This window comes from Aliiroseovarius sediminilitoris, from assembly GCF_900109955.1.
Classification (GTDB): Bacteria; Pseudomonadota; Alphaproteobacteria; order Rhodobacterales; family Rhodobacteraceae; genus Aliiroseovarius; species Aliiroseovarius sediminilitoris.
Map to the genome: position 1 here is coordinate 605,864 of NZ_FOJB01000001.1, position 17,851 is coordinate 623,714.

Here is a 17,851-nt window from a genome sequence, read left to right on the forward strand (position 1 = left end):
TGACGATAACTGATCAATTCTTTCAAACTCCTACCCATGTTGAGAGGGGTCTGTCCTTTCGCAGACATGGATGTGGCCAATATGGCTGCGCAATAGCCCGAAACAACGGGCAACTATCAGGAAGAGGTAAACATGAAAAAAACCGTTTTTCTTGGCGCACTGACTGTCGCCAGCTTGGCTGCTGGCGCTTCGGCAGCTGCGACCCTTGATGATGTCAAGGCGCGTGGCAAGCTGAACTGTGGTGTGACCACCGGTCTTGTCGGCTTCGCCGCACCGGACGCAAACGGCAAGTGGGAAGGTTTCGACGTCGGTATCTGCCGCGCTGTGGCTGCTGCTGTGCTGGGTGACGCAAACGCGGTCGAGTTTGTTCCGACCACGGGTAAGACGCGCTTCACCGCTCTGGCTTCGGGTGAGGTCGATCTGCTGGCACGTAACACGACCTGGACGCTGTCGCGCGACGTCGACCTGAAGTTCGACTTCGTTGGCGTGAACTACTATGACGGCCAGGGTTTCCTTGTCTCGAAAGAGATGGGTGTAAGCTCTGCCAAGGATCTGGACGGTGCAACCGTCTGTATCCAGACTGGCACCACCACCGAGCTGAACCTGGCGGATTTCTTCCGCGCAAACAACATCAGCTATGAACCCGTGCCGATCGAAACCAACGCTGAAGGTCAGCAACAGTATCTTGCTGGTGCGTGTGACACCTATACCACCGACGCTTCGGGTCTGGCCGCGACGCGCGCCACTTTTGAAGACCCGTCGGCACACGTTGTTCTGCCGGAAATCATCTCGAAAGAGCCGCTGGGTCCGCTGGTCCGTCACGGCGATAACGAGTGGGGCGACATCGTCCGCTGGACGCTGAACGCGCTGATCTCGGCAGAAGAGCTGGGCATCACGTCGACCAATATCGGTGAACTGTCGGCGGCAGCGGGCGACAACCCGGAAATCAACCGTATGCTGGGCACCGAGGGCAACCTGGGCGAAATGCTCGGCCTTGATGCGGACTGGGCCAAGCGCGCCATCATGGCAGGCGGCAACTATGGCGAGTTGTTTGCCAAGAACATCGGCGAAAGCACCCCGATCGCTTTGGCCCGTGGCCTGAACGCTCAGTGGAAAGATGGCGGTCTGATCTACTCGCCGCCCTTCCGCTAAAACATCCTGGGAAAGGGCGTGGAGCTTCCACGCCCTTTTCGTTTCTATATGAACGCACCTTGGCACCGCGGCTCGATCCGCAGTTAAACAAACAAAGCCAAGGGCAACGGGGACGTCATCAATGACAACTATAACCGACCCTCATCAGGGCCAGTTCCGGCTATCAATGCTGTTGTATGACAGCCGGTATCGCTCGATGACCATCCAGATTGTCGCTTTGATCGGCTTTCTGATGCTTATCGGCTGGCTGCTGTCGAACACCGCCCAAAACCTTGCCGATCTTGGGAAAGAACCCAGTTTCAGCTTCATGATGGAACCTGCGGGTTACGACATCAACCAACGTCTTCTGGATTATGATTCACAAGACACCCATTTGCGCGCATCGCTTATGGGACTTCTGAACACACTTCTCGTTGCTGTGATGGGTTGTATTGCCGCCACCGTGATCGGAGTGATCATCGGTGTTCTGCGCCTGTCGCCAAACTGGATCGTGTCGCGGCTGTCCGCCGTCTATGTGGAAGGTTTCCGCAATGTGCCGGTCCTGCTGTGGATCGTGTTCATCATGGCGGTTCTGATCGAAACCCTTCCGCAACCCAGTGCCTTCCGCAAAGGCGAGGCGACCATGTCCCTGGGGGATAGCGTGGCGGTCACAAACCGCGGGATATACATTCCCGAACCGCTGTTTTCGCGCAGCTTGGGTGACGTTCATCTTCTCGGCACTTCCAGCCTTCGTTTCGATGTCAGCCTTGACCTGCTCGCTCTGCTGGCCGTGCTGATTGCGGGCATTCTGACCTCGGTGCTGATCAAACGCCGGGCAGACGTCGTTCAAGAGGCCACGGGCGTGCGCCCCCGCACATGGCATTGGCGTCTGGGCGCCATCGTCGTGCCGTTTCTGTTGGTCCTGATGGTCCTGGGGTTCTATCTCGGCTATCCCGCCCTGAAGGGTTTCAACTTCCAGGGCGGCACCCATCTTCGCAATTCGTTGATCGCCCTATGGCTCGCGCTATCGCTTTATACCGGGGCCTTCATCGCCGAAATCGTGCGCGCAGGAATTCTGGCCGTTTCCAAAGGTCAGACCGAAGCCGCCAGCGCGCTGGGACTTCGCGCAAACCGCACCATGAGCCTTGTGGTCCTGCCGCAGGCTCTGCGGGTGATCATTCCGCCGCTGATTTCGAACTATTTGAACCTTACAAAAAACAGCTCGCTGGCGATTGCCGTGGGCTACATGGACATCACGGGCACCTTGGGTGGCATCACAATGAACCAGACAGGTCGCGAGCTCGAGACGGTTCTGCTGCTCATGCTGGTGTATCTGACGATCTCGCTGACGATCTCAGCGGTGATGAACTGGTACAACGAATCCGTGAAGCTGAGGGAGCGCTGATATGTCTGATCTATCTTATGTCCGCTCAGAAATGTTGCCCGAACGCGCCCCGCCTGCATCGCAGATTGGCGTCGTGGGCTGGGCACGCGTCAATTTGTTCAACGGGATCGGCAACTCGATCCTGACCATTCTGGCGCTTGTCTTTCTGTGGTCGGTTCTGTCGTTTCTGATCCCATGGGTGTTTGCACCAACATGGAACAGCGCGTCCCTGAACGAATGCCGCGAGATTTTTGGCGCCGATGGCGGCCATAGTTCGGCCTGCTGGGGGGTGATCCGGGAACGCTGGGTGCAACTTCTTTTCGGCTTCTATCCTGAAGCAGAACGCTGGCGGCCAGTCGTAGCCTTCGCGCTGCTGTTTGTGGCGCTGATCCCGGTGCTGTTCAACATGATCTCGCGTCGGATGAACTGGGTGCTGCTTCTCGCGGTGCTTGGACTGGCCGCGCTTTATCTGGCCGGCGTGCTGGGGATCATCCTTGGATTGGCATTGTTGGGCGCGGCTGGTTACATCGGCTTCCAGGCATTTTCGACCACGAAAGAGGATCGTGCCGCCCAAATTGCGTCAGGCGCAAAGCGCCTTCCCAATCCGCTGATCTTCTCGGCGATCTTCCCCTTCATCGCGCCTTGGCTGCTTTGGGGCGGGTCGATCTGGTTGCCAATTGGTGCGGCTTTGGGCTTTGTGGTCGGCTACTTTGCGTTTCGCTTTCTCGCGCCCATCACAGGCACTTTGGCTGGGTTGATCATCGCTGTCTTGGCGGCGCTGGCCTGGTGGATGGTCTTCACGGTTGGGTTCGCAGATCTTGTGCAAAGCATCATTCCCATCGGGCTTGAGGCTGTTGAAAGCCGTAACTTCGGGGGCTTCATGCTGTCGATCACCATCGGCGTCGTTGCCATTGCCTGCTCGCTGCCCATCGGCATCGTCTTGGCCTTGGGCCGTCAGTCGGATTTGATGATCGTCAAGGCGCTCTGCGTGGGCTTTATCGAGTTCATTCGCGGTGTGCCGCTGATCACGTTGTTGTTCGTGGCGTCCACGCTGTTGAACATCTTCCTGCCACCCGGCACTAACTTCGATATCATCCTCCGGGTGTTGATCATGGTGACGCTCTTCGCCGCGGCCTATATGGCCGAAGTGGTTCGGGGCGGGCTCGCAGCCCTTCCCAAGGGCCAATACGAGGCCGCAGACGCGCTTGGGCTTGATTACTGGAAAGCGCAACGCCTGATCATCATGCCGCAAGCCCTGAAGATCTCGATCCCCGGGATCGTGTCGACATTTATCGGCGTGTTCAAAGACACGGTTCTGGTGTCGATCATCGGCCTGCTTGATCCGTTGGGACTGTCAAATGCTATCCGTGCAGACCAGGACTGGAACGGAGTGGTGTGGGAGCTTTACGGCTTCATCGCCTTCATGTTCTTCGTCTTCTGTTTCTCAATGTCGCGCTATTCGATGTATCTCGAACGCCGGCTTCGCACGGACCACCGTTAAAGGAGAGACTTATGTCTTCTATTACTCTCGAAACCCATGCCGATCGTTCCAAGATGGAAGTGTCGGACGAGGTTGCCATCGAAATCAGTGGCATGAACAAGTGGTACGGATCCTTCCACGTGCTGCGCGACATCGACCTGACTGTCTATCAGGGCGAACGAATCGTTATCGCCGGGCCGTCTGGTTCGGGTAAATCGACACTGATCCGATGCATCAACCGGCTTGAGGAACATCAGGAAGGTAAGATCATCGTGGATGGGACCGAGCTGACCTCGGATCTGAAAAACGTCGACAAGGTGCGATCGGAAGTGGGGATGGTGTTTCAGCACTTCAACCTGTTCCCGCACCTGACCATCCTGGAAAACTGCACGCTGGCGCCGATCTGGGTGCGCAAGACGCCCAAGAAAGAGGCGGAAGAAGTCGCGATGCACTTCCTTGAGAAGGTCAAGATCCCCGAACAGGCCCACAAATATCCGGGCATGTTGTCGGGGGGCCAGCAACAGCGGGTGGCCATCGCCCGCTCGCTCTGCATGATGCCGCGGATCATGCTGTTTGACGAACCGACCTCGGCGCTTGATCCTGAGATGATCAAGGAAGTGCTGGAAACCATGGTTGAACTAGCCGAGGAAGGCATGACCATGCTCTGCGTGACCCACGAAATGGGCTTCGCGAAAGAGGTCGCCAACCGCGTGATCTTCATGGATGCCGGTCAGATTGTGGAACAGAACGAACCCAACGAATTCTTCAACAACCCACAGAACGAACGGACCAAACTGTTCCTCAGCCAGATTCTCTGATCTGCACACCCGTCAACCAAGAAACCCCGCACCGTCCCGTGCGGGGTCTTTACGTCTGCGGCCGGCCGTTTCTTCTGGCCAAAAATATCCCGGGGTGAGCGGCAACGCCGCGAGGGGCGGCGCCCCTTTTTCAAATTATCGCCTCAGATCAGCTCGCGCGGGATGACAAAATCAACGACCCGCCCGGTTCCCCAATCCACTTCCGTCCATTTGTCCAAATCAAATTCTATCACAGACGTTGCAGCTGTTGGGTAGTGTTGAAACTTTGGGTGGGGATGACGTGTGATAGCCAGCCGTCTGGCCATGAAAGCAGAGCCAGGGTTGTGGGCGACGATCATCACCGTGTCCGTCTCGGCCGATTTGAGCGCGATTAGCATCGTCTCTGGGTTTGCAAGATACAGCGCGCGGGAATAGGTCGCCTTGGGGGCTTTGATGAACTTGTCGGCGATCAGCGCCCATGTTTCACGCGTGCGCGCGGCGTCCGAGCACAGAACCGTGTCAGGCACATACCCCTGCGCCGCCAGCCAGCGCCCGATGGCCTTGGCCGAGGCGCGCCCGCGCTTGTTCAACGGTCGGGAATGATCATCCAGATCAGCGTCACCCCAGCTGGATTTAGCATGTCGGGTCAGGATCAGGGTCAATGTCATGTTGGGTTAAACGCTTTCATGTGAAATGCAGACTGAGCGGCCAACCTGCCATAGTTTTGGCTGACGGGGCAAGCACGGCGCGCGGCGCATCCCGACCCCATGCAATCAGTGCTGTCGTCGCCGTTCAGATGGGCAAGGCATGTGGTGATATCGTATCCATTTGATCCCAACGCGCCAACCGGGCAAGCGCTGCGGCACGGGGCCGGGCAGTCATTGCAGGGACAGGTAGCAGCGGTCTGAAGGTCCATGTGACCGGTCAGTCTGATCGCGCCGCGATAGCTGACCCACAGACCGGCGGTGTCATGAACCAACAGTGTTACCGGCGATTGCCACGCCCGACCAGATCGCAAGGCCCAGTCAAAAAATGGCGGATAGGGTGGCCCGTCAGATGGAAAGATTGCCTGTCCTGCCCAACGGTTGGCCAAATCAGTGATCGCGCATTTCGACCAACGATCCATCGGGTCGGGCAAACCGTCGGCATATTCGGCACTTTCGGTGAATCGAGCCCAGAACCCCGGCTCAAGTGGACCCAGCAGAACTATCGTGTCCGGTCCATCATGCAGTGCCCCGAAAACATCCAACTGAAGGGTGCGTGCTTCACGCGTCAGATCGACTAGGGTCACTTGCGGCGAAACGGCAGCAGCAGGCTCCAGCCCAGTTTTGATGGATTGTCGTCTTGCCATTCCAGCCCAATCACCATGTCATCATGCCCATCCCGGGGTTGATCTGTGTATGTCTTGAACATACGATCCCAAATCGACAAGCAGAAGCCATAGTTACTGTCTGTTTCATCTCTGTGAATGGAATGGTGAACGCGATGCATGTCTGGCGTCACCAATACCAACCGGAGCCACCGATCAAGACCCAGCGGCAATCGCATATTGGTGTGGTTGAACATGGCCGAACCGTTCAGAATGACCTCGAAAAGGATCACGCCCAGGGCTGGTGCGCCCAGAAGGTAAACCATACCGATCTTGATGACCATGGACGCTGCGATCTCGGCTGGATGAAACCGAAGTGCAGTGGTGACATCAAAATCTCGGTCGGCGTGATGCACTCGGTGCATCCGCCACAAGACGGGCACCTTGTGAAACACGACATGTTGCGCCCAGATCGCCAGATCAAGGATCAGCATGGCCGCGATGACCTCGACCCACGCGGGAAAATCTACCGTGTTGAAGACCCCCCAGCCCTGTGCTTCCGCATCCAGCGCAGCGCCAACCGCCAGCAATGGCATCAACAGTGCCATCAGGCGCAGGGTCAGGCTGTCGATCACGATGATTGACAGGTTTGTAAACCAGCGCGTCTGCCGTGGCTGTGTGCGGGGGCGACGCGGCACCTTGGCCTCGATAATCGCGAACAGTGCGAACAGGCCAAGAAAGGTGCCCAGCCGAAGAATGAGTTCGTATTCCATGGGGTGAATTTATGGACTGCCACACCAAGCGCAAGACAAATTCGCGCGATATGGCGTGTTGCGTCGATCAGGCGCGGATCAGTGACCCCGCACCGAGATCGGTATAAAGCTCCAACAAGCAGGCATTGGGCGCGCGACCATCAAGGATAACCACCGCCCTTACGCCGCCATCAATCGCGGCCAGCGCGGTTTCGGTCTTGGGTATCATCCCGCCCGCAATCACGCCAGAGGCAGTCATGTCGCGGATTTGCACAGGCGTCAGTTGGGTCAGAACCGCGCCATCGGCGTTCTTCACACCTTCGACATCCGTCAAAAGAAGCAGGCGATCCGCCTTCAGACCAGCCGCAATCGCCCCGGCCATCGTGTCGCCGTTTATGTTGTAAGTCTCGCCATTCCGACCAGCACCCAGGGGGGCGATCACCGGAATCGTTTCTGCCGCGGCAAGATCATGCAGGATCGACACATCCACTTCGGAGGGTGTTCCAACGAATCCAAGATCCGGGTTCGTCTGATCGCAAGTGACAAGTCCCGCATCTTTGCCGGACAGGCCCACAGCCTTGCCGCCCTCGGCGTTGATGGCTTGCACGATCCGCTTGTTGACCGCGCCGGACAGAACCATCTCGACCACCTCAACTGTGGCCGCATCCGTCACGCGCTTGCCGTTCACAAACTCGCTTTTGATCTGCAACCGATCCAGCATCGCGTTGATCATCGGCCCGCCGCCATGCACGACCACGGGTTTTACACCCACCTGACGCATCAGGACAATGTCGCGCGCAAAGCTGGCCATCGCCTCGTCATCGCCCATGGCATTGCCGCCAAACTTGATAACGACGGTTGCGCCGGTATAGCGCTGCAAATAGGGCAGGGCTTGGGACAGGGTGCGCGCTGTGGCGATCCAATCGCGGTTCATATCTTGGGTCTTCATTCCAATATCCTCGTGCCCCACCGTGTTAGAGCCTTGGTTCCTCCATGCCAAGTCCCATTGCGCGCGGCCGGTGTGCTGATAGGGTTGCGGCGAAACCGACCGAGGGAACCCTGATCATGGCTGATAGACAAAAGACCCTTTTGCTGACGGGGGCCAGCCGTGGCATTGGCCACGCAACCGTGCGTCGGTTCAATCTGGAGGGCTGGCGGGTGATCACCTGTTCGCGGCACCCTATCCCCGAGGAATGCCCATGGGGTGGGGCCGGTGAAGATCACGTGCAACTGGATTTGTCCGACCCCGCCGACACGATCAATGCGGTCGGGGTCATTCAGGACAAGCTGGACGGCCGGTTGGATGCATTGGTCAACAATGCCGGCATTTCACCGAAAGGACCGGATGGTGAGCGATTGAGCACATTGAACACAGACCTGATGGACTGGGGCAAGGTGTTTCACGTCAATTTCTTCGCCTCGGTCGTTCTGGCCCGAGGGTTGAAGGATGAACTGGCCGCCGCGAAGGGTGCGGTTGTGAATGTGACATCAATCGCGGGTGTCCGCGTTCATCCGTTTGCCGGTGCAGCCTATGCAACATCGAAGGCCGCATTGGCCGCGCTGACCCGTGAAATGGCGCATGATTTCGGCCCGCTAGGAGTGCGTGTGAACGCCATTGCGCCGGGTGAAGTCGAAACCTCGATCCTGTCGCCTGGGACCGACAAGATTGTCGAGAAGGTGCCAATGCGGCGATTGGGCCAGCCGGAAGAAGTCGCCGCCGCGATCTATTTCCTGTGTTCGGATGACAGCTCTTACATCTCGGGAACCGAGATTGAAGTGAACGGCGCACAACACGTCTGATTGCACGTTAGTCCAGCGTGGCGATGATTGCGCGCAAGGTTTCGATCCCCAGTCCTTTGTCGGACGAGGTCAGCACCAGTTCGGGAAAGGCAGCCGGGTGTTTGGACAACGCGCCACGCACCTGGGCCAAGATATTCTCGCGATCTTTTTCTTTCACCTTGTCGGCTTTGGTCAAAACCGCCTGAAAGGTCACGGCGGATTGGTCCAGGAGCGACATGATCTCGTCATCTACGGGTTTCACGCCGTGACGCGCATCGATCAAGACGAAGGCCCGCCGCAAGTTCTGTCGGCCCGAGAGGTAGGACTTCAACAGTCGCTGCCATTTCTCGACCACCTTTACCGGCGCATTGGCATAGCCATAGCCCGGAAGGTCCACCAGATAGGGGCCATCAGTTGTCGTGAAGAAGTTGATTTCCTGCGTGCGGCCAGGTGTATTCGATGCGCGCGCCAACCCTTTGCGTCCGGTCAGGGCATTGATCAGGCTGGACTTTCCAACATTGGAGCGCCCCGCGAAACACACCTCGATCCGATCCGGTGCCGGCAAGCCGTCCATCGCGACCACACCTTTCAGGAAATCGGTTTCGGCCGCGAACAAAAGGCGTCCGGCCTCACGATCCTGTTGATCGGGCTCGTCTGCAAGGGGAAAGGGAAGCTGGTTCATGCGATGACCTCGACCGGGCTGTCGACGTGAACACGACCGGGTTTGGTGACATAGCCATAGACGCCGAATTCCTGATGGTCCCAGCCTTGATTCAACGCGCCCAAGGTGTCGGCATCGCGTTGGCCGGTGCGCGGGTTGGCAGCGGTGGCAAGGCACCGTGTGATTTCTTCCCTGACCTCTATCTCGACCTCACCGACACGAACGGTTTTACCGACCCAGTCCTTCTCCTCCCACGCGTCAAAGCCTGTCAGGAACAGGTTTCCACGCCAGCGCAGCGGCGACAATTCTTGCCCAAGCTGCTTTTCGACCGCGGCATGAGAGGCCAGATTGATCAGCGAGACCGACGGAAAATCCGTGTCTGTCATGCCGCGATCCGCCTTCACGATGCGGACGGGTGCTGCCCGATTTGCTGGGCAAAGGGGGATGACCCATTCGATGAACCGTGCGTGATCCTCGGCTCGGTCGGGGTTGAATGTGACGCCGGGCTGACTTGGATGGGTTAGCGTGACCGTGTTACTGGCAGCATCAAAACTGGCCTCCAAAGCCATCAAAGACGGCGCCTTCGCCCCGCGCGAAAAGTTTGAACATGGCACCCATCTGTTGGAATGTTCTAACTTGGTAGCCTCATGTGCCACGGCCCAATGACGATCATAGGGCAGACATTCGTCTGCCCTAAGCGTCACGTGCAAAAGGGGTTCACGCCCGTGCGACTTGATCGGATGCCGCCAGATTTCGGCGACATGCGCCATTATCCCACGTCCTTCGACTTGCGTTTGAAGGTTTTCAATACATTGCCCAGCACATTGGGCTTGTGCCCGTGGCTGCGCATGATGGTGTATTGCTGGATAAAGGTGATCGTGTTGTTTGCAATCCAGTAAACCACAAGGCCCGATGCAAACTGTCCCAGCATGAACATGAACACCCATGGCATCCACGCAAAGATCATTGCCTGAGTCGGGTCGGTGGGCGCGGGGTTCAGCTTCTGTTGCAACCACATCGAGATACCAAGGATAATCGGCAACACACCCAGAGACGCGATCGCCAGCAGGCTTTCCGGCCCCGGAGGCGCAAAAGGCAATAGGCCAAACAGGTTCAGGATCGAGCTGGGATCGGGCGCAGAAAGGTCTTTGATCCAACCGATCCAGGGCGCGTGACGCAGCTCCAGCGTCACGAAGATCACTTTATAGAGCGAGAAGAAGATCGGGATCTGAAGCAGGATGGGCAGACAGCCCGAGGCCGGGTTGACCTTTTCCTTCTTGTAAAGCTCCATCATTTCTTGCTGAAGTTTTGCCCGGTCATCGCCGGCACGTTCTTTCAGCTTCTCCATCTCAGGCTGAAGCTCTTTCATCTTCGCCATCGAGACATAGGATTTATAGGCGAGCGGGAACAAGATTGCCTTGATCACAAGTGTCAGACCGATAATCGCCCAACCCATATTTCCGATCACGCCGTTCAACCAGTGAAGGACGGCGAAAATCGGTTTTGTCAGAAAGAAGAACCAGCCCCAATCAATCGAGTCGATGAATTTATAGATGCCGTCTTCGTTCTGATAGGCGCGGATGGTTTCCCATTCTTTCGCACCGGCGAACAGCCGGGTCTCGACACTGGCCGAGGCACCGGGCGCGACGTCCTGCGTCGGCATTCTGATCTGTGTCTGATAAATGTCCGATTTTTCGGCATAGCGCACGACAGAGGTGAAGTCCTGACCCGGTTCCGGGATCAGCGTGGTCATCCAATAGTGATCGGTGAAGCCGATCCAGCCATTTTCTTCCACTTGAGCCACGTCGGCCCGCGCGCCTTCGCGTTCGTCAAATGAAAGATCGGCCACATCGGAATAGTCGGTTTCTTCCAGTTCTTTATCGACCTGACGAATGACGCCTTCATGTAGGATAAAAAATCCTTTCAGGTTCGACGGTTCACCGTGACGCGCCAACACACCATAAGGTGCCATGCGGTGGGCGGTATTGCTTGTGTTCTCGACCGACTGATTGATGGTGAACATGAAGTTTTCGTCGACGGAGACAGTGCGACGGAACACCAGCCCATTGCCATTATCCCAGCGCAACGTAACCGGCGTTTCCGGCGTCAGTTTGGTGCCGGTTTCCACTGTCCAGATGGTGGTTGGACCGGGGACGTCTTCCAATGTCGTCTGTCCGCCCGGTGTCCAGCCATACAGGGCGTAATACGCCTCGGCCTCGCCCGTGGGGCGCAGCAGTTTGACGATGTCACTGTCTTTCGACAGCTCGACGCGATAATCTTTCAGCTTAAGGTCATCCAGGCGTCCGCCAAGTAGGGAAATCGATCCGGCGAGCTCGGGCGTGTCGATTTCGACGCGGCCAACATTGGCCTGTTCGGCCGATACATCTGTGGTTGTGGCAGCAGTGGCAGCCGCGCTGTTGGTGTCAGGAAGGGCGGGAACGACTTGACCTTCGTCGGTCACCTGCTCGGTCGGCGTGGTGCTTTCGACGGGTTCAGCCGGAGGAAACATGATCATCCATCCAGTGATGACGAGAAAACTCAGCACTGTTGCCAGGATCAGGTTCTTGTTTTGGTCGTCCATCGGGGCCTACCACTCATCAATTTCGGTCAGAGTGGTTCAACAGGGCAGGGCGCAAAAGGTCAAGCAGTTTTAAGGTGCGCACCCCGTGCATTCCGGAAGATCCAGGCCTTATGCAAGCTTGGGAACAACCATATCCGGCGCCCTTTTTTGTTGATGCATCAAAGCCCATTCCAGAAACGCAGGGGCAGGCATCGGCTTGGCAATCACATAGCCCTGTGCATGGTCACAGCCCAATGTGGCAAGCATTGCATGTTCTGCATGGGTTTCGACCCCCTCTGCAACCGTGCCGATATCCAGTTGTTTCGCGATGGTCAGGATGGCCGAGATCATGTTTTGTTGGTCCGGGTCGGTGTCGATATGGGTGACGAAGGATCGGTCGACCTTGATCCGATGGACGTTGAAGCGTGCAATGCTGGCGATTGCCGCGTTCCCTGTGCCGAAATCGTCAAGATCTATCTTGCATCCCGAAGCCGCCAACGCATTGACGTTGTGGATCGCGACGTCGTCTTCGGTTTGGGCGATTACATTTTCAAGAATTTCGATCACCAAGCGTTCGGGTGGGGTGTCGAACCGATCCAGTTCCCATTTGATTTTCTCGCTTAATGTGGGGTTGTTCAACTCGTCGGCCGAGACATTGACCGCTACAGCCGGCACAATCAGCCCATCACGATCCCAGTCGCGCACAGCCGACAGCGCATCAAACAGTACGACTTCACCCAGTCGCTCCATCAGCCCCGCCTTGGCGATGGCGGGTAAAAACGCCCCGGGTGCGATTGGCCCCATGGTTGGGTGTTGCCACCGTGCCAGTGCCTCGCAGCCGGTGATGCGTCCCGTTTTCACACAGACCTGAGGCTGAAACCACGGTTTGATCTGGCCTTCATCCAACGCACAAAGCAGAGTGTCGCGGGTGTGTTCAACCCGTCCGACACGTGGAGCCATACCGTTAGAAAAGGCGCGAATCGATCCTGGCCCGGACTGAATCGCAACGGCAAGCGCACTTTCGGCAGCAGCAAGTAGCGCCTCGCCTGTGGCTTCGGGCGACCGGCCCGGCAAGGCGAAGCCCACGCAGGACGACAGCAAAACCCGAGTCTGACCCAGCGAGATCGCGTCGCTGACAGCGGTCTGAAGCCGGGCCGCCAATTGCAGCGTGGCTTCCAGGTCTGCGCGCTGCCGCTTGTCGATCGAGAAGCCAAATCGACCCGGCTCCAGCGCGCAGACCAGATCGGATTCACGCAAAGCTGTCCGCAATCGGTCCGACACAGCACGAAGCACATGGTCGATGCCATCCGTGCCAAGCTGTTCGGCCAGTTTTCCAAAATCGTCGATTTCAATGACGATGCACGATTTCTCAAATTCTGCATTGGGTCTGAAGCCAAGGTCCAATTGTTCAAGCAGCTTGACGCGTCGCGGCAGTCCGGTGGTCGTGTCAATTTTTTGAAGCACTGGCGGCGATGGACGAGTCATTGCGCCGCCGATGGCCAGCAGACCCGGAAACAGGATGGCGACCAGAAACATCAGTTGTTCGCCGCCATACCAGTAGGCGAAAACCATGATCGCTGGCAGAAAGGCTGCCAAATGCGGTGCTTTCAATACCGCGCGAATACGTCGTTTTACTTCCTCTGCACCCTGAACTACCGCCATGACAGGTTCCTTTTGTCGCGCGTCACACACCCATGTCGGCAATGCAAATGCCACCCTGGTCAGGGACAAAATAGGAACGTGTGGTCAATCAGAGGTTAATCTGTGCCGGAAAATTAGAGCGAATTGTCCTGATCTTCTGCCGTGCTTAGCATCAGACCTTTGAAGTCGAACAGTTGCGGGTCCAGCAGGTGGCTGGGGCGCGTGTTCATCAGGGCTTTGAACATGATTTGGCGGCGACCGGGAAAGTTCGCCTCCCACCCGTCCAGGATTTTCTTCACCTGCTGTCGCTGCAATCCGTCTTGCGACCCGCACAGATCACAAGGGATAATCGGATAGTTCATCTGGGTGGCGAACTTCTCGCAATCTTTTTCGGCGACGTGGGCAAGTGGGCGATATACGAACAGGTCGCCTTCTTCGTTCACAAGCTTTGGTGGCATGGTGGCCAATCGCCCACCGTGAAACAGGTTCATGAAGAAGGTTTCCAGAATGTCGTCACGGTGGTGTCCCAGAACCACGGCCGAACAGCCTTCTTCGCGCGCTATTCGATACAGATTGCCACGGCGCAGTCGCGAACAAAGCGAACAGAAAGTGCGCCCTTGCGGGATCTTGTCCATGACGATCGAATAGGTGTCTTCGTACTCGATCCGGTGGGGCACCTGCATCTTTTCAAGGAACTCGGGCAGGACGGTGGCGGGGAAACCCGGCTGCCCCTGGTCAAGATTGCAGGCTACAAGCTCGACCGGGAGGACACCGCGCCATTTCAGCTCGTACAGCGCGGCCAGCATCGTATAGCTGTCTTTGCCACCAGACAAGCAGACCAGCCATTTCGCCCCGCGTTCGACCATGCCGTATTGGTCCAAGGCTTCGCGCACATTTCGCATGATGCGTTTGCGCAGCTTCCTGAACTCGGTGGTCGAGGGTGCGCCGTGAAACAGCGGGTGAATGTCGTCCAGTTGGTCGCTGATGATATCGGTCATGGGCGGGCGTCTAAGCACTTTGGCGGCGTCTGGCAAGCGTTCGTAATATTTGCGGCGTGCTCTTGTGACCGCCGGGATATCAAGAACCGTGTTCAAAAGCCGCAGGCCGTGTTCGTCGGGCCACGATCCGGTCAGTCCGGGGGTTTGCAGTCGTGATCAGCGCCAGGCACCGGGTCATAGCCGCACGACCCCCACGGATTGCAGCGCGCAATCCGTTTTGCGGCCAACCATCCACCTTTGATCGCCCCATGCATCTGCAACGCCTCAAGCGCATAGGCGCTGCATGTCGGTTGATATCGGCAACTCCAACCGACCCATGGGCTAAAGACCATTCGATAGGCGCGGATTGGAAGTGACAAGAGATAGGCGGCGGGGTTCATGATTTCTGACGCGGCGTGTGTATTTGTCTAATGGCGCGGACCAGGTCCGCTTGCAGTTCAGTGTAATCACGACTGGCGGTCCTTACAGCGCGACCGATCAGCACGTAGTCCCATCCCGGCTTGCCATGGGTCGGCAGAATGTCGCGGGCGATTGCGCGCAAGCGGCGTTTGGCGCGGTTCCGGGCGACGGCGTTGCCGACTTTCTTCGAACATGTGAAACCAACGCGAATCTGCGCGGGCGGGGCCGCTTCATCGGCGCATCGCTTGCGTGCTTGCAACAGAAAGGCAGGTGCAGGTGCGCGCCGGGCGCGGGCGGCGGCCAGAAAATCACGCCGCTCGGTCAAGGTCGCAATCTTTGGATCATCTGTACAAACGGAAACCGCCGCAGGCCCTTCGGCCTCGGCGGTCTTCGTAATGTCAGCTTTGGGCGCAGACATGACTGCGACCCGACGGCTTATGCGCTCAGCGACTTCCGACCGCGTGCACGGCGCGCGTTCAGAATCTTACGGCCAGCCGCAGTTGCCATACGCGCACGGAAGCCGTGGCGGCGTTTGCGAACCAGGTTCGAAGGTTGGTAGGTGCGTTTCATCGCCCGTCTCCGTCAATTGCTTCCCAATCCCGGTGGATTCGGAGCGTGTGTCATTCGAAGCCCGGTCTATAGGGGTCATTGACAGGCAAGTCAAATGCCTGATGCAGAATTTTCCGGCCATTGTTACAGGCGGGAACGATTTGGTCATCTCGGTTCAACCACGCGTGATGTGGGTGGGCAAGGGGGGTATTTCACCCCATCCTGTTGCGAACCCCACGCGGCCCGACGCCGCACAGGCACCGGAGCCGCATATGATGATGATCGAACCAAAGACGCAGACGCCCAAACAAGTCCAGCACCCCTTGCTGCGCCGCCTTCCGATTATCGCCATTCTGATCGTCGCCATTGTTGGGGCCTTCACCCTCCGCGATTATCTAAGCTTCGAGACACTGGCGCAGAACCGCGAGGCGCTTCTGGCGTTTCGCGACGCCAACTATCTGATGACGGTGCTGGTGTTCATACTGGCCTATGTCTTGATCGTCGGCTTTTCACTGCCCGGCGCGACAATTGCCACGTTGACCGGCGGGTTCCTTTTTTCAACCTTTCCCGGGGTGTTGTTCAACGTGACTGGCGCCACGATAGGGGCCGTGATCATCTTTCTGGCGGCCCGCTGGGGATTGGGCGAGAAGCTGGCCGCCCGGATGGAAGCCAGCGAGGGTAAGGTGAAGGCGATCAAGGATGGAATCGACGAAAATCAATGGTCGGTTTTGTTCCTGATCCGGCTTGTCCCCGCGGTGCCCTTCTTCGTGGCCAACCTGATCCCCGCATTGGTCGGGGTGCCACTCTATCGCTTTGTGTTCTCAACGTTCCTTGGGATCATGCCTGGTGCGCTGGTCTATACATCCGTCGGCGCCGGGCTGGGCGAGGTTTTCGCCCGTGGTGAAACCCCCGATCTGGGTATCATTTTCGAACCCCACATCCTTCTGCCCATATTGGGACTGGCGGCGCTGGCCGCCCTTCCTATGGTGCTGAAGCGTTTCAAAAAAGGAGCCTGAGATGGTCAAACGTATCATAGTTGATGTTTGCGTCATCGGGGGTGGATCTGGCGGTCTGTCGGTGGCATCAGGCGCGGTTCAGATGGGCGCCTCCGTTGTGCTGCTGGAAGGCCACAAGATGGGCGGAGACTGCCTGAACTATGGCTGTGTGCCGTCCAAGGCGCTGCTGCACGCAGCGAAGTCGGGGATGGGTTGGGACGACGCCCACGCCCATGTGCGCCAGACCATCGCGACCATTGAACCGCACGATTCGGTTGAACGGTTCGACGGGTTGGGCGTGCGCGTCATTCAGGATTATGGCCGGTTTATCTCGCCGACCGAGGTCGAAGTGGGCGACGATGTCATCGAAGCGCGCCGCTTTGTGATTGCCACCGGCTCGTCGCCCTTCGTGCCACCCATTCCGGGGTTGGACAAGGTACCGTATCTGACGAATGAAACGCTTTTTGACCTGGAAGAGCAGCCCAAGCATCTGCTGATTATCGGCGGGGGGCCGATTGGCATGGAAATGGCGCAGGCGCATCGACGGCTGGGCAGCAAGGTGACGGTGATCGAAGGGGCGAAGGCGCTGGGCAAGGACGACCCGGAACTGGCGGCGCAGGTGCTGGATGTCTTGCGGGGCGAAGGCATCGCCATTGAGGAAGAGGCGTTGGCCGCCGAGGTGCGCGGAAAGGTTGGCGCGATCGAGGTGGAGGTCAAAGATGGCCGCGTCTTCACAGGCACACATCTTCTGGTGGCTGTAGGCCGGAAAGCGAACACCGAAAAACTGAACCTGAAGGCCGCAGGCATCGAACCCACGCGCGCGGGTATCAAGGTGGACGACAGCCTGCGCACCACCAATCGCAAGGTCTATGCGATAGGCGACGTGGCCGGCGGGCTGCAATTCACCCATGTGGCGGGGTATCACGCGGGGGTCATCATCCGATCAATGTTGTTCGGGTTGCCGTCCAAGCAACGCACAGATCACATCCCTTGGGCGACTTATACATCCCCCGAACTGGCGCAAATCGGTTTGACCGAAGCCGAAGCGCGTGAAAAGCATGGCGACGGGCTGGAAGTTGCCCGGTTTGATTTCGCTGGCAATGACCGCGCCATCGCCACGCAGCAAACCGATGGGCGGATCAAGGTGATGGTGGTCAAAGGCCGCCCCGTGGGCGTGTCCATTGTCGGGCCGGGCGCGGGCGAGATGATCAATCTTTGGGCGCTGGCACTGGCCAATAACCTGAAGATGAGCCAGATCGCCGCCATGGTCGCGCCCTATCCCACGATGGCGGAAGTCAGCAAACGTGCAGCAGGGGCCTATTTCTCGCCGCGACTGTTTGATAACCCTTGGGTCAAGCGGATTGTCGGACTGGTGCAACGGGTCCTGCCGTGATGATGTAACAGCGGAGCACGCGC

At 57.9% G+C, this 17,851-nt stretch carries 19 protein-coding genes; 7 read left to right on the forward strand and 12 right to left on the reverse strand.

The features are described from left to right. Positions 1–132 precede the first annotated feature (132 nt). From BMY55_RS03045 to BMY55_RS03060, 4 genes are all read left to right on the forward strand, one after another. Entirely contained in the window at positions 133–1,152 is a 1,020-nt protein-coding gene (locus BMY55_RS03045; protein ID WP_091428196.1) for an amino acid ABC transporter substrate-binding protein, read from the forward strand. Positions 1,153–1,273: 121 nt separating this feature from the next. Next, positions 1,274–2,536, forward strand: coding sequence for an amino acid ABC transporter permease (locus BMY55_RS03050; RefSeq protein ID WP_091428198.1), 1,263 nt, complete (start codon positions 1,274–1,276; stop codon positions 2,534–2,536). A gap of 1 nt (position 2,537) precedes the next feature. Beyond that, positions 2,538–4,016 carry an amino acid ABC transporter permease gene (locus BMY55_RS03055; RefSeq protein ID WP_091428200.1) on the forward strand — a complete coding sequence of 493 codons (1,479 nt, stop codon included), beginning with the start codon at positions 2,538–2,540 and terminating at the stop codon, positions 4,014–4,016. Positions 4,017–4,027: 11 nt separating this feature from the next. Beyond that, positions 4,028–4,813, forward strand: a complete 786-nt coding sequence (locus tag BMY55_RS03060; RefSeq protein ID WP_091428201.1) for an amino acid ABC transporter ATP-binding protein — start codon at positions 4,028–4,030, stop codon at positions 4,811–4,813. A 143-nt stretch (positions 4,814–4,956) separates the two neighbouring features. Here the strand turns inward: BMY55_RS03060 and BMY55_RS03065 are convergent, their stop codons facing one another. The 4 genes from BMY55_RS03065 to argB all read right to left on the reverse strand — a co-directional run bounded on the left by BMY55_RS03065 (position 4,957) and on the right by argB (position 7,802). After that, a complete protein-coding gene (locus BMY55_RS03065) occupies positions 4,957–5,460 on the reverse strand; it encodes a SixA phosphatase family protein (RefSeq protein WP_091428203.1) in 504 nt (167 codons plus the stop codon). Beyond that, positions 5,457–6,083 (reverse strand): ferredoxin, encoded by a 627-nt coding sequence (locus BMY55_RS03070; RefSeq protein ID WP_245744633.1) that lies wholly within the window; start codon positions 6,081–6,083, stop codon positions 5,457–5,459. Before BMY55_RS03070 ends, BMY55_RS03065 begins: the two co-directional genes overlap by 4 nt. Continuing rightward, entirely contained in the window at positions 6,080–6,874 is a 795-nt protein-coding gene (locus tag BMY55_RS03075; RefSeq protein ID WP_091428205.1) for a sterol desaturase family protein, read from the reverse strand. Before BMY55_RS03075 ends, BMY55_RS03070 begins: the two co-directional genes overlap by 4 nt. 67 nt (positions 6,875–6,941) lie before the next feature. Next, positions 6,942–7,802: an acetylglutamate kinase gene (gene argB, locus BMY55_RS03080; RefSeq protein ID WP_091428206.1), complete on the reverse strand. Its 861-nt coding sequence runs from the start codon at positions 7,800–7,802 to the stop codon at positions 6,942–6,944. Positions 7,803–7,918: 116 nt separating this feature from the next. Between argB and BMY55_RS03085 the strand changes: the two genes are divergently transcribed. Further along, complete coding sequence (locus tag BMY55_RS03085) at positions 7,919–8,653, forward strand: SDR family NAD(P)-dependent oxidoreductase (RefSeq protein ID WP_091431963.1); 735 nt, start codon at positions 7,919–7,921, stop codon at positions 8,651–8,653. Positions 8,654–8,660: 7 nt separating this feature from the next. On the opposite strand, the gene yihA is transcribed toward BMY55_RS03085, so the two are convergent. From yihA to rpmH, 8 genes are all read right to left on the reverse strand, one after another. Further along, positions 8,661–9,314, reverse strand: a complete 654-nt coding sequence (gene yihA, locus BMY55_RS03090; protein WP_091428208.1) for a ribosome biogenesis GTP-binding protein YihA/YsxC — start codon at positions 9,312–9,314, stop codon at positions 8,661–8,663. Continuing rightward, a complete protein-coding gene (locus BMY55_RS03095; protein ID WP_407639073.1) occupies positions 9,311–10,066 on the reverse strand; it encodes an MOSC domain-containing protein in 756 nt (251 codons plus the stop codon). The genes yihA and BMY55_RS03095 overlap by 4 nt, the downstream gene beginning before the upstream one ends. Continuing rightward, positions 10,063–11,874, reverse strand: a complete 1,812-nt coding sequence (gene yidC / locus BMY55_RS03100; RefSeq protein ID WP_091428211.1) for a membrane protein insertase YidC — start codon at positions 11,872–11,874, stop codon at positions 10,063–10,065. Before yidC ends, BMY55_RS03095 begins: the two co-directional genes overlap by 4 nt. A 108-nt stretch (positions 11,875–11,982) precedes the next feature. Continuing rightward, the gene (locus tag BMY55_RS03105; protein WP_091428213.1) at positions 11,983–13,515 is read right to left on the reverse strand and encodes a putative bifunctional diguanylate cyclase/phosphodiesterase; all 1,533 of its coding nucleotides are present in this window, start codon (positions 13,513–13,515) and stop codon (positions 11,983–11,985) included. A gap of 113 nt (positions 13,516–13,628) precedes the next feature. Next, complete coding sequence (gene ttcA, locus BMY55_RS03110) at positions 13,629–14,480, reverse strand: tRNA 2-thiocytidine(32) synthetase TtcA (RefSeq protein WP_091431965.1); 852 nt, start codon at positions 14,478–14,480, stop codon at positions 13,629–13,631. Between the two features lie 143 nt (positions 14,481–14,623). Continuing rightward, positions 14,624–14,872 (reverse strand): membrane protein insertion efficiency factor YidD, encoded by a 249-nt coding sequence (gene yidD, locus BMY55_RS03115; RefSeq protein ID WP_091428215.1) that lies wholly within the window; start codon positions 14,870–14,872, stop codon positions 14,624–14,626. Continuing rightward, complete coding sequence (rnpA, locus tag BMY55_RS03120) at positions 14,869–15,309, reverse strand: ribonuclease P protein component (RefSeq protein WP_091428217.1); 441 nt, start codon at positions 15,307–15,309, stop codon at positions 14,869–14,871. Before rnpA ends, yidD begins: the two co-directional genes overlap by 4 nt. Positions 15,310–15,326: 17 nt before the next feature. After that, positions 15,327–15,461: a 50S ribosomal protein L34 gene (rpmH, locus tag BMY55_RS03125; RefSeq protein WP_091428219.1), complete on the reverse strand. Its 135-nt coding sequence runs from the start codon at positions 15,459–15,461 to the stop codon at positions 15,327–15,329. Between the two features lie 257 nt (positions 15,462–15,718). Here rpmH and BMY55_RS03130 point away from each other — a divergent pair, with 257 nt between their 5' ends. Beyond that, positions 15,719–16,456: a TVP38/TMEM64 family protein gene (locus BMY55_RS03130; RefSeq protein WP_091431966.1), complete on the forward strand. Its 738-nt coding sequence runs from the start codon at positions 15,719–15,721 to the stop codon at positions 16,454–16,456. Between the two features lies 1 nt (position 16,457). Then, positions 16,458–17,828 (forward strand): dihydrolipoyl dehydrogenase family protein, encoded by a 1,371-nt coding sequence (locus BMY55_RS03135; protein ID WP_091428221.1) that lies wholly within the window; start codon positions 16,458–16,460, stop codon positions 17,826–17,828. Positions 17,829–17,851 lie beyond the last annotated feature (23 nt).

Coding starts and splice junctions, on each gene's coding strand:
- BMY55_RS03045 (WP_091428196.1), top strand. CDS start 133: ATGAAAAAAACCGTTTTTCTTGGCGCACTGACTGTCGCCAGCTTGGCT.
- BMY55_RS03050 (WP_091428198.1), top strand. CDS start 1,274: ATGACAACTATAACCGACCCTCATCAGGGCCAGTTCCGGCTATCAATG.
- BMY55_RS03055 (WP_091428200.1), top strand. CDS start 2,538: ATGTCTGATCTATCTTATGTCCGCTCAGAAATGTTGCCCGAACGCGCC.
- BMY55_RS03060 (WP_091428201.1), top strand. CDS start 4,028: ATGTCTTCTATTACTCTCGAAACCCATGCCGATCGTTCCAAGATGGAA.
- BMY55_RS03065 (WP_091428203.1), bottom strand. CDS start 5,460: ATGACATTGACCCTGATCCTGACCCGACATGCTAAATCCAGCTGGGGT.
- BMY55_RS03075 (WP_091428205.1), bottom strand. CDS start 6,874: ATGGAATACGAACTCATTCTTCGGCTGGGCACCTTTCTTGGCCTGTTC.
- argB (WP_091428206.1), bottom strand. CDS start 7,802: ATGAAGACCCAAGATATGAACCGCGATTGGATCGCCACAGCGCGCACC.
- BMY55_RS03085 (WP_091431963.1), top strand. CDS start 7,919: ATGGCTGATAGACAAAAGACCCTTTTGCTGACGGGGGCCAGCCGTGGC.
- yihA (WP_091428208.1), bottom strand. CDS start 9,314: ATGAACCAGCTTCCCTTTCCCCTTGCAGACGAGCCCGATCAACAGGAT.
- yidC (WP_091428211.1), bottom strand. CDS start 11,874: ATGGACGACCAAAACAAGAACCTGATCCTGGCAACAGTGCTGAGTTTT.
- BMY55_RS03105 (WP_091428213.1), bottom strand. CDS start 13,515: ATGGCGGTAGTTCAGGGTGCAGAGGAAGTAAAACGACGTATTCGCGCG.
- yidD (WP_091428215.1), bottom strand. CDS start 14,872: ATGAACCCCGCCGCCTATCTCTTGTCACTTCCAATCCGCGCCTATCGA.
- rnpA (WP_091428217.1), bottom strand. CDS start 15,309: ATGTCTGCGCCCAAAGCTGACATTACGAAGACCGCCGAGGCCGAAGGG.
- rpmH (WP_091428219.1), bottom strand. CDS start 15,461: ATGAAACGCACCTACCAACCTTCGAACCTGGTTCGCAAACGCCGCCAC.
- BMY55_RS03130 (WP_091431966.1), top strand. CDS start 15,719: ATGATCGAACCAAAGACGCAGACGCCCAAACAAGTCCAGCACCCCTTG.
- BMY55_RS03135 (WP_091428221.1), top strand. CDS start 16,458: ATGGTCAAACGTATCATAGTTGATGTTTGCGTCATCGGGGGTGGATCT.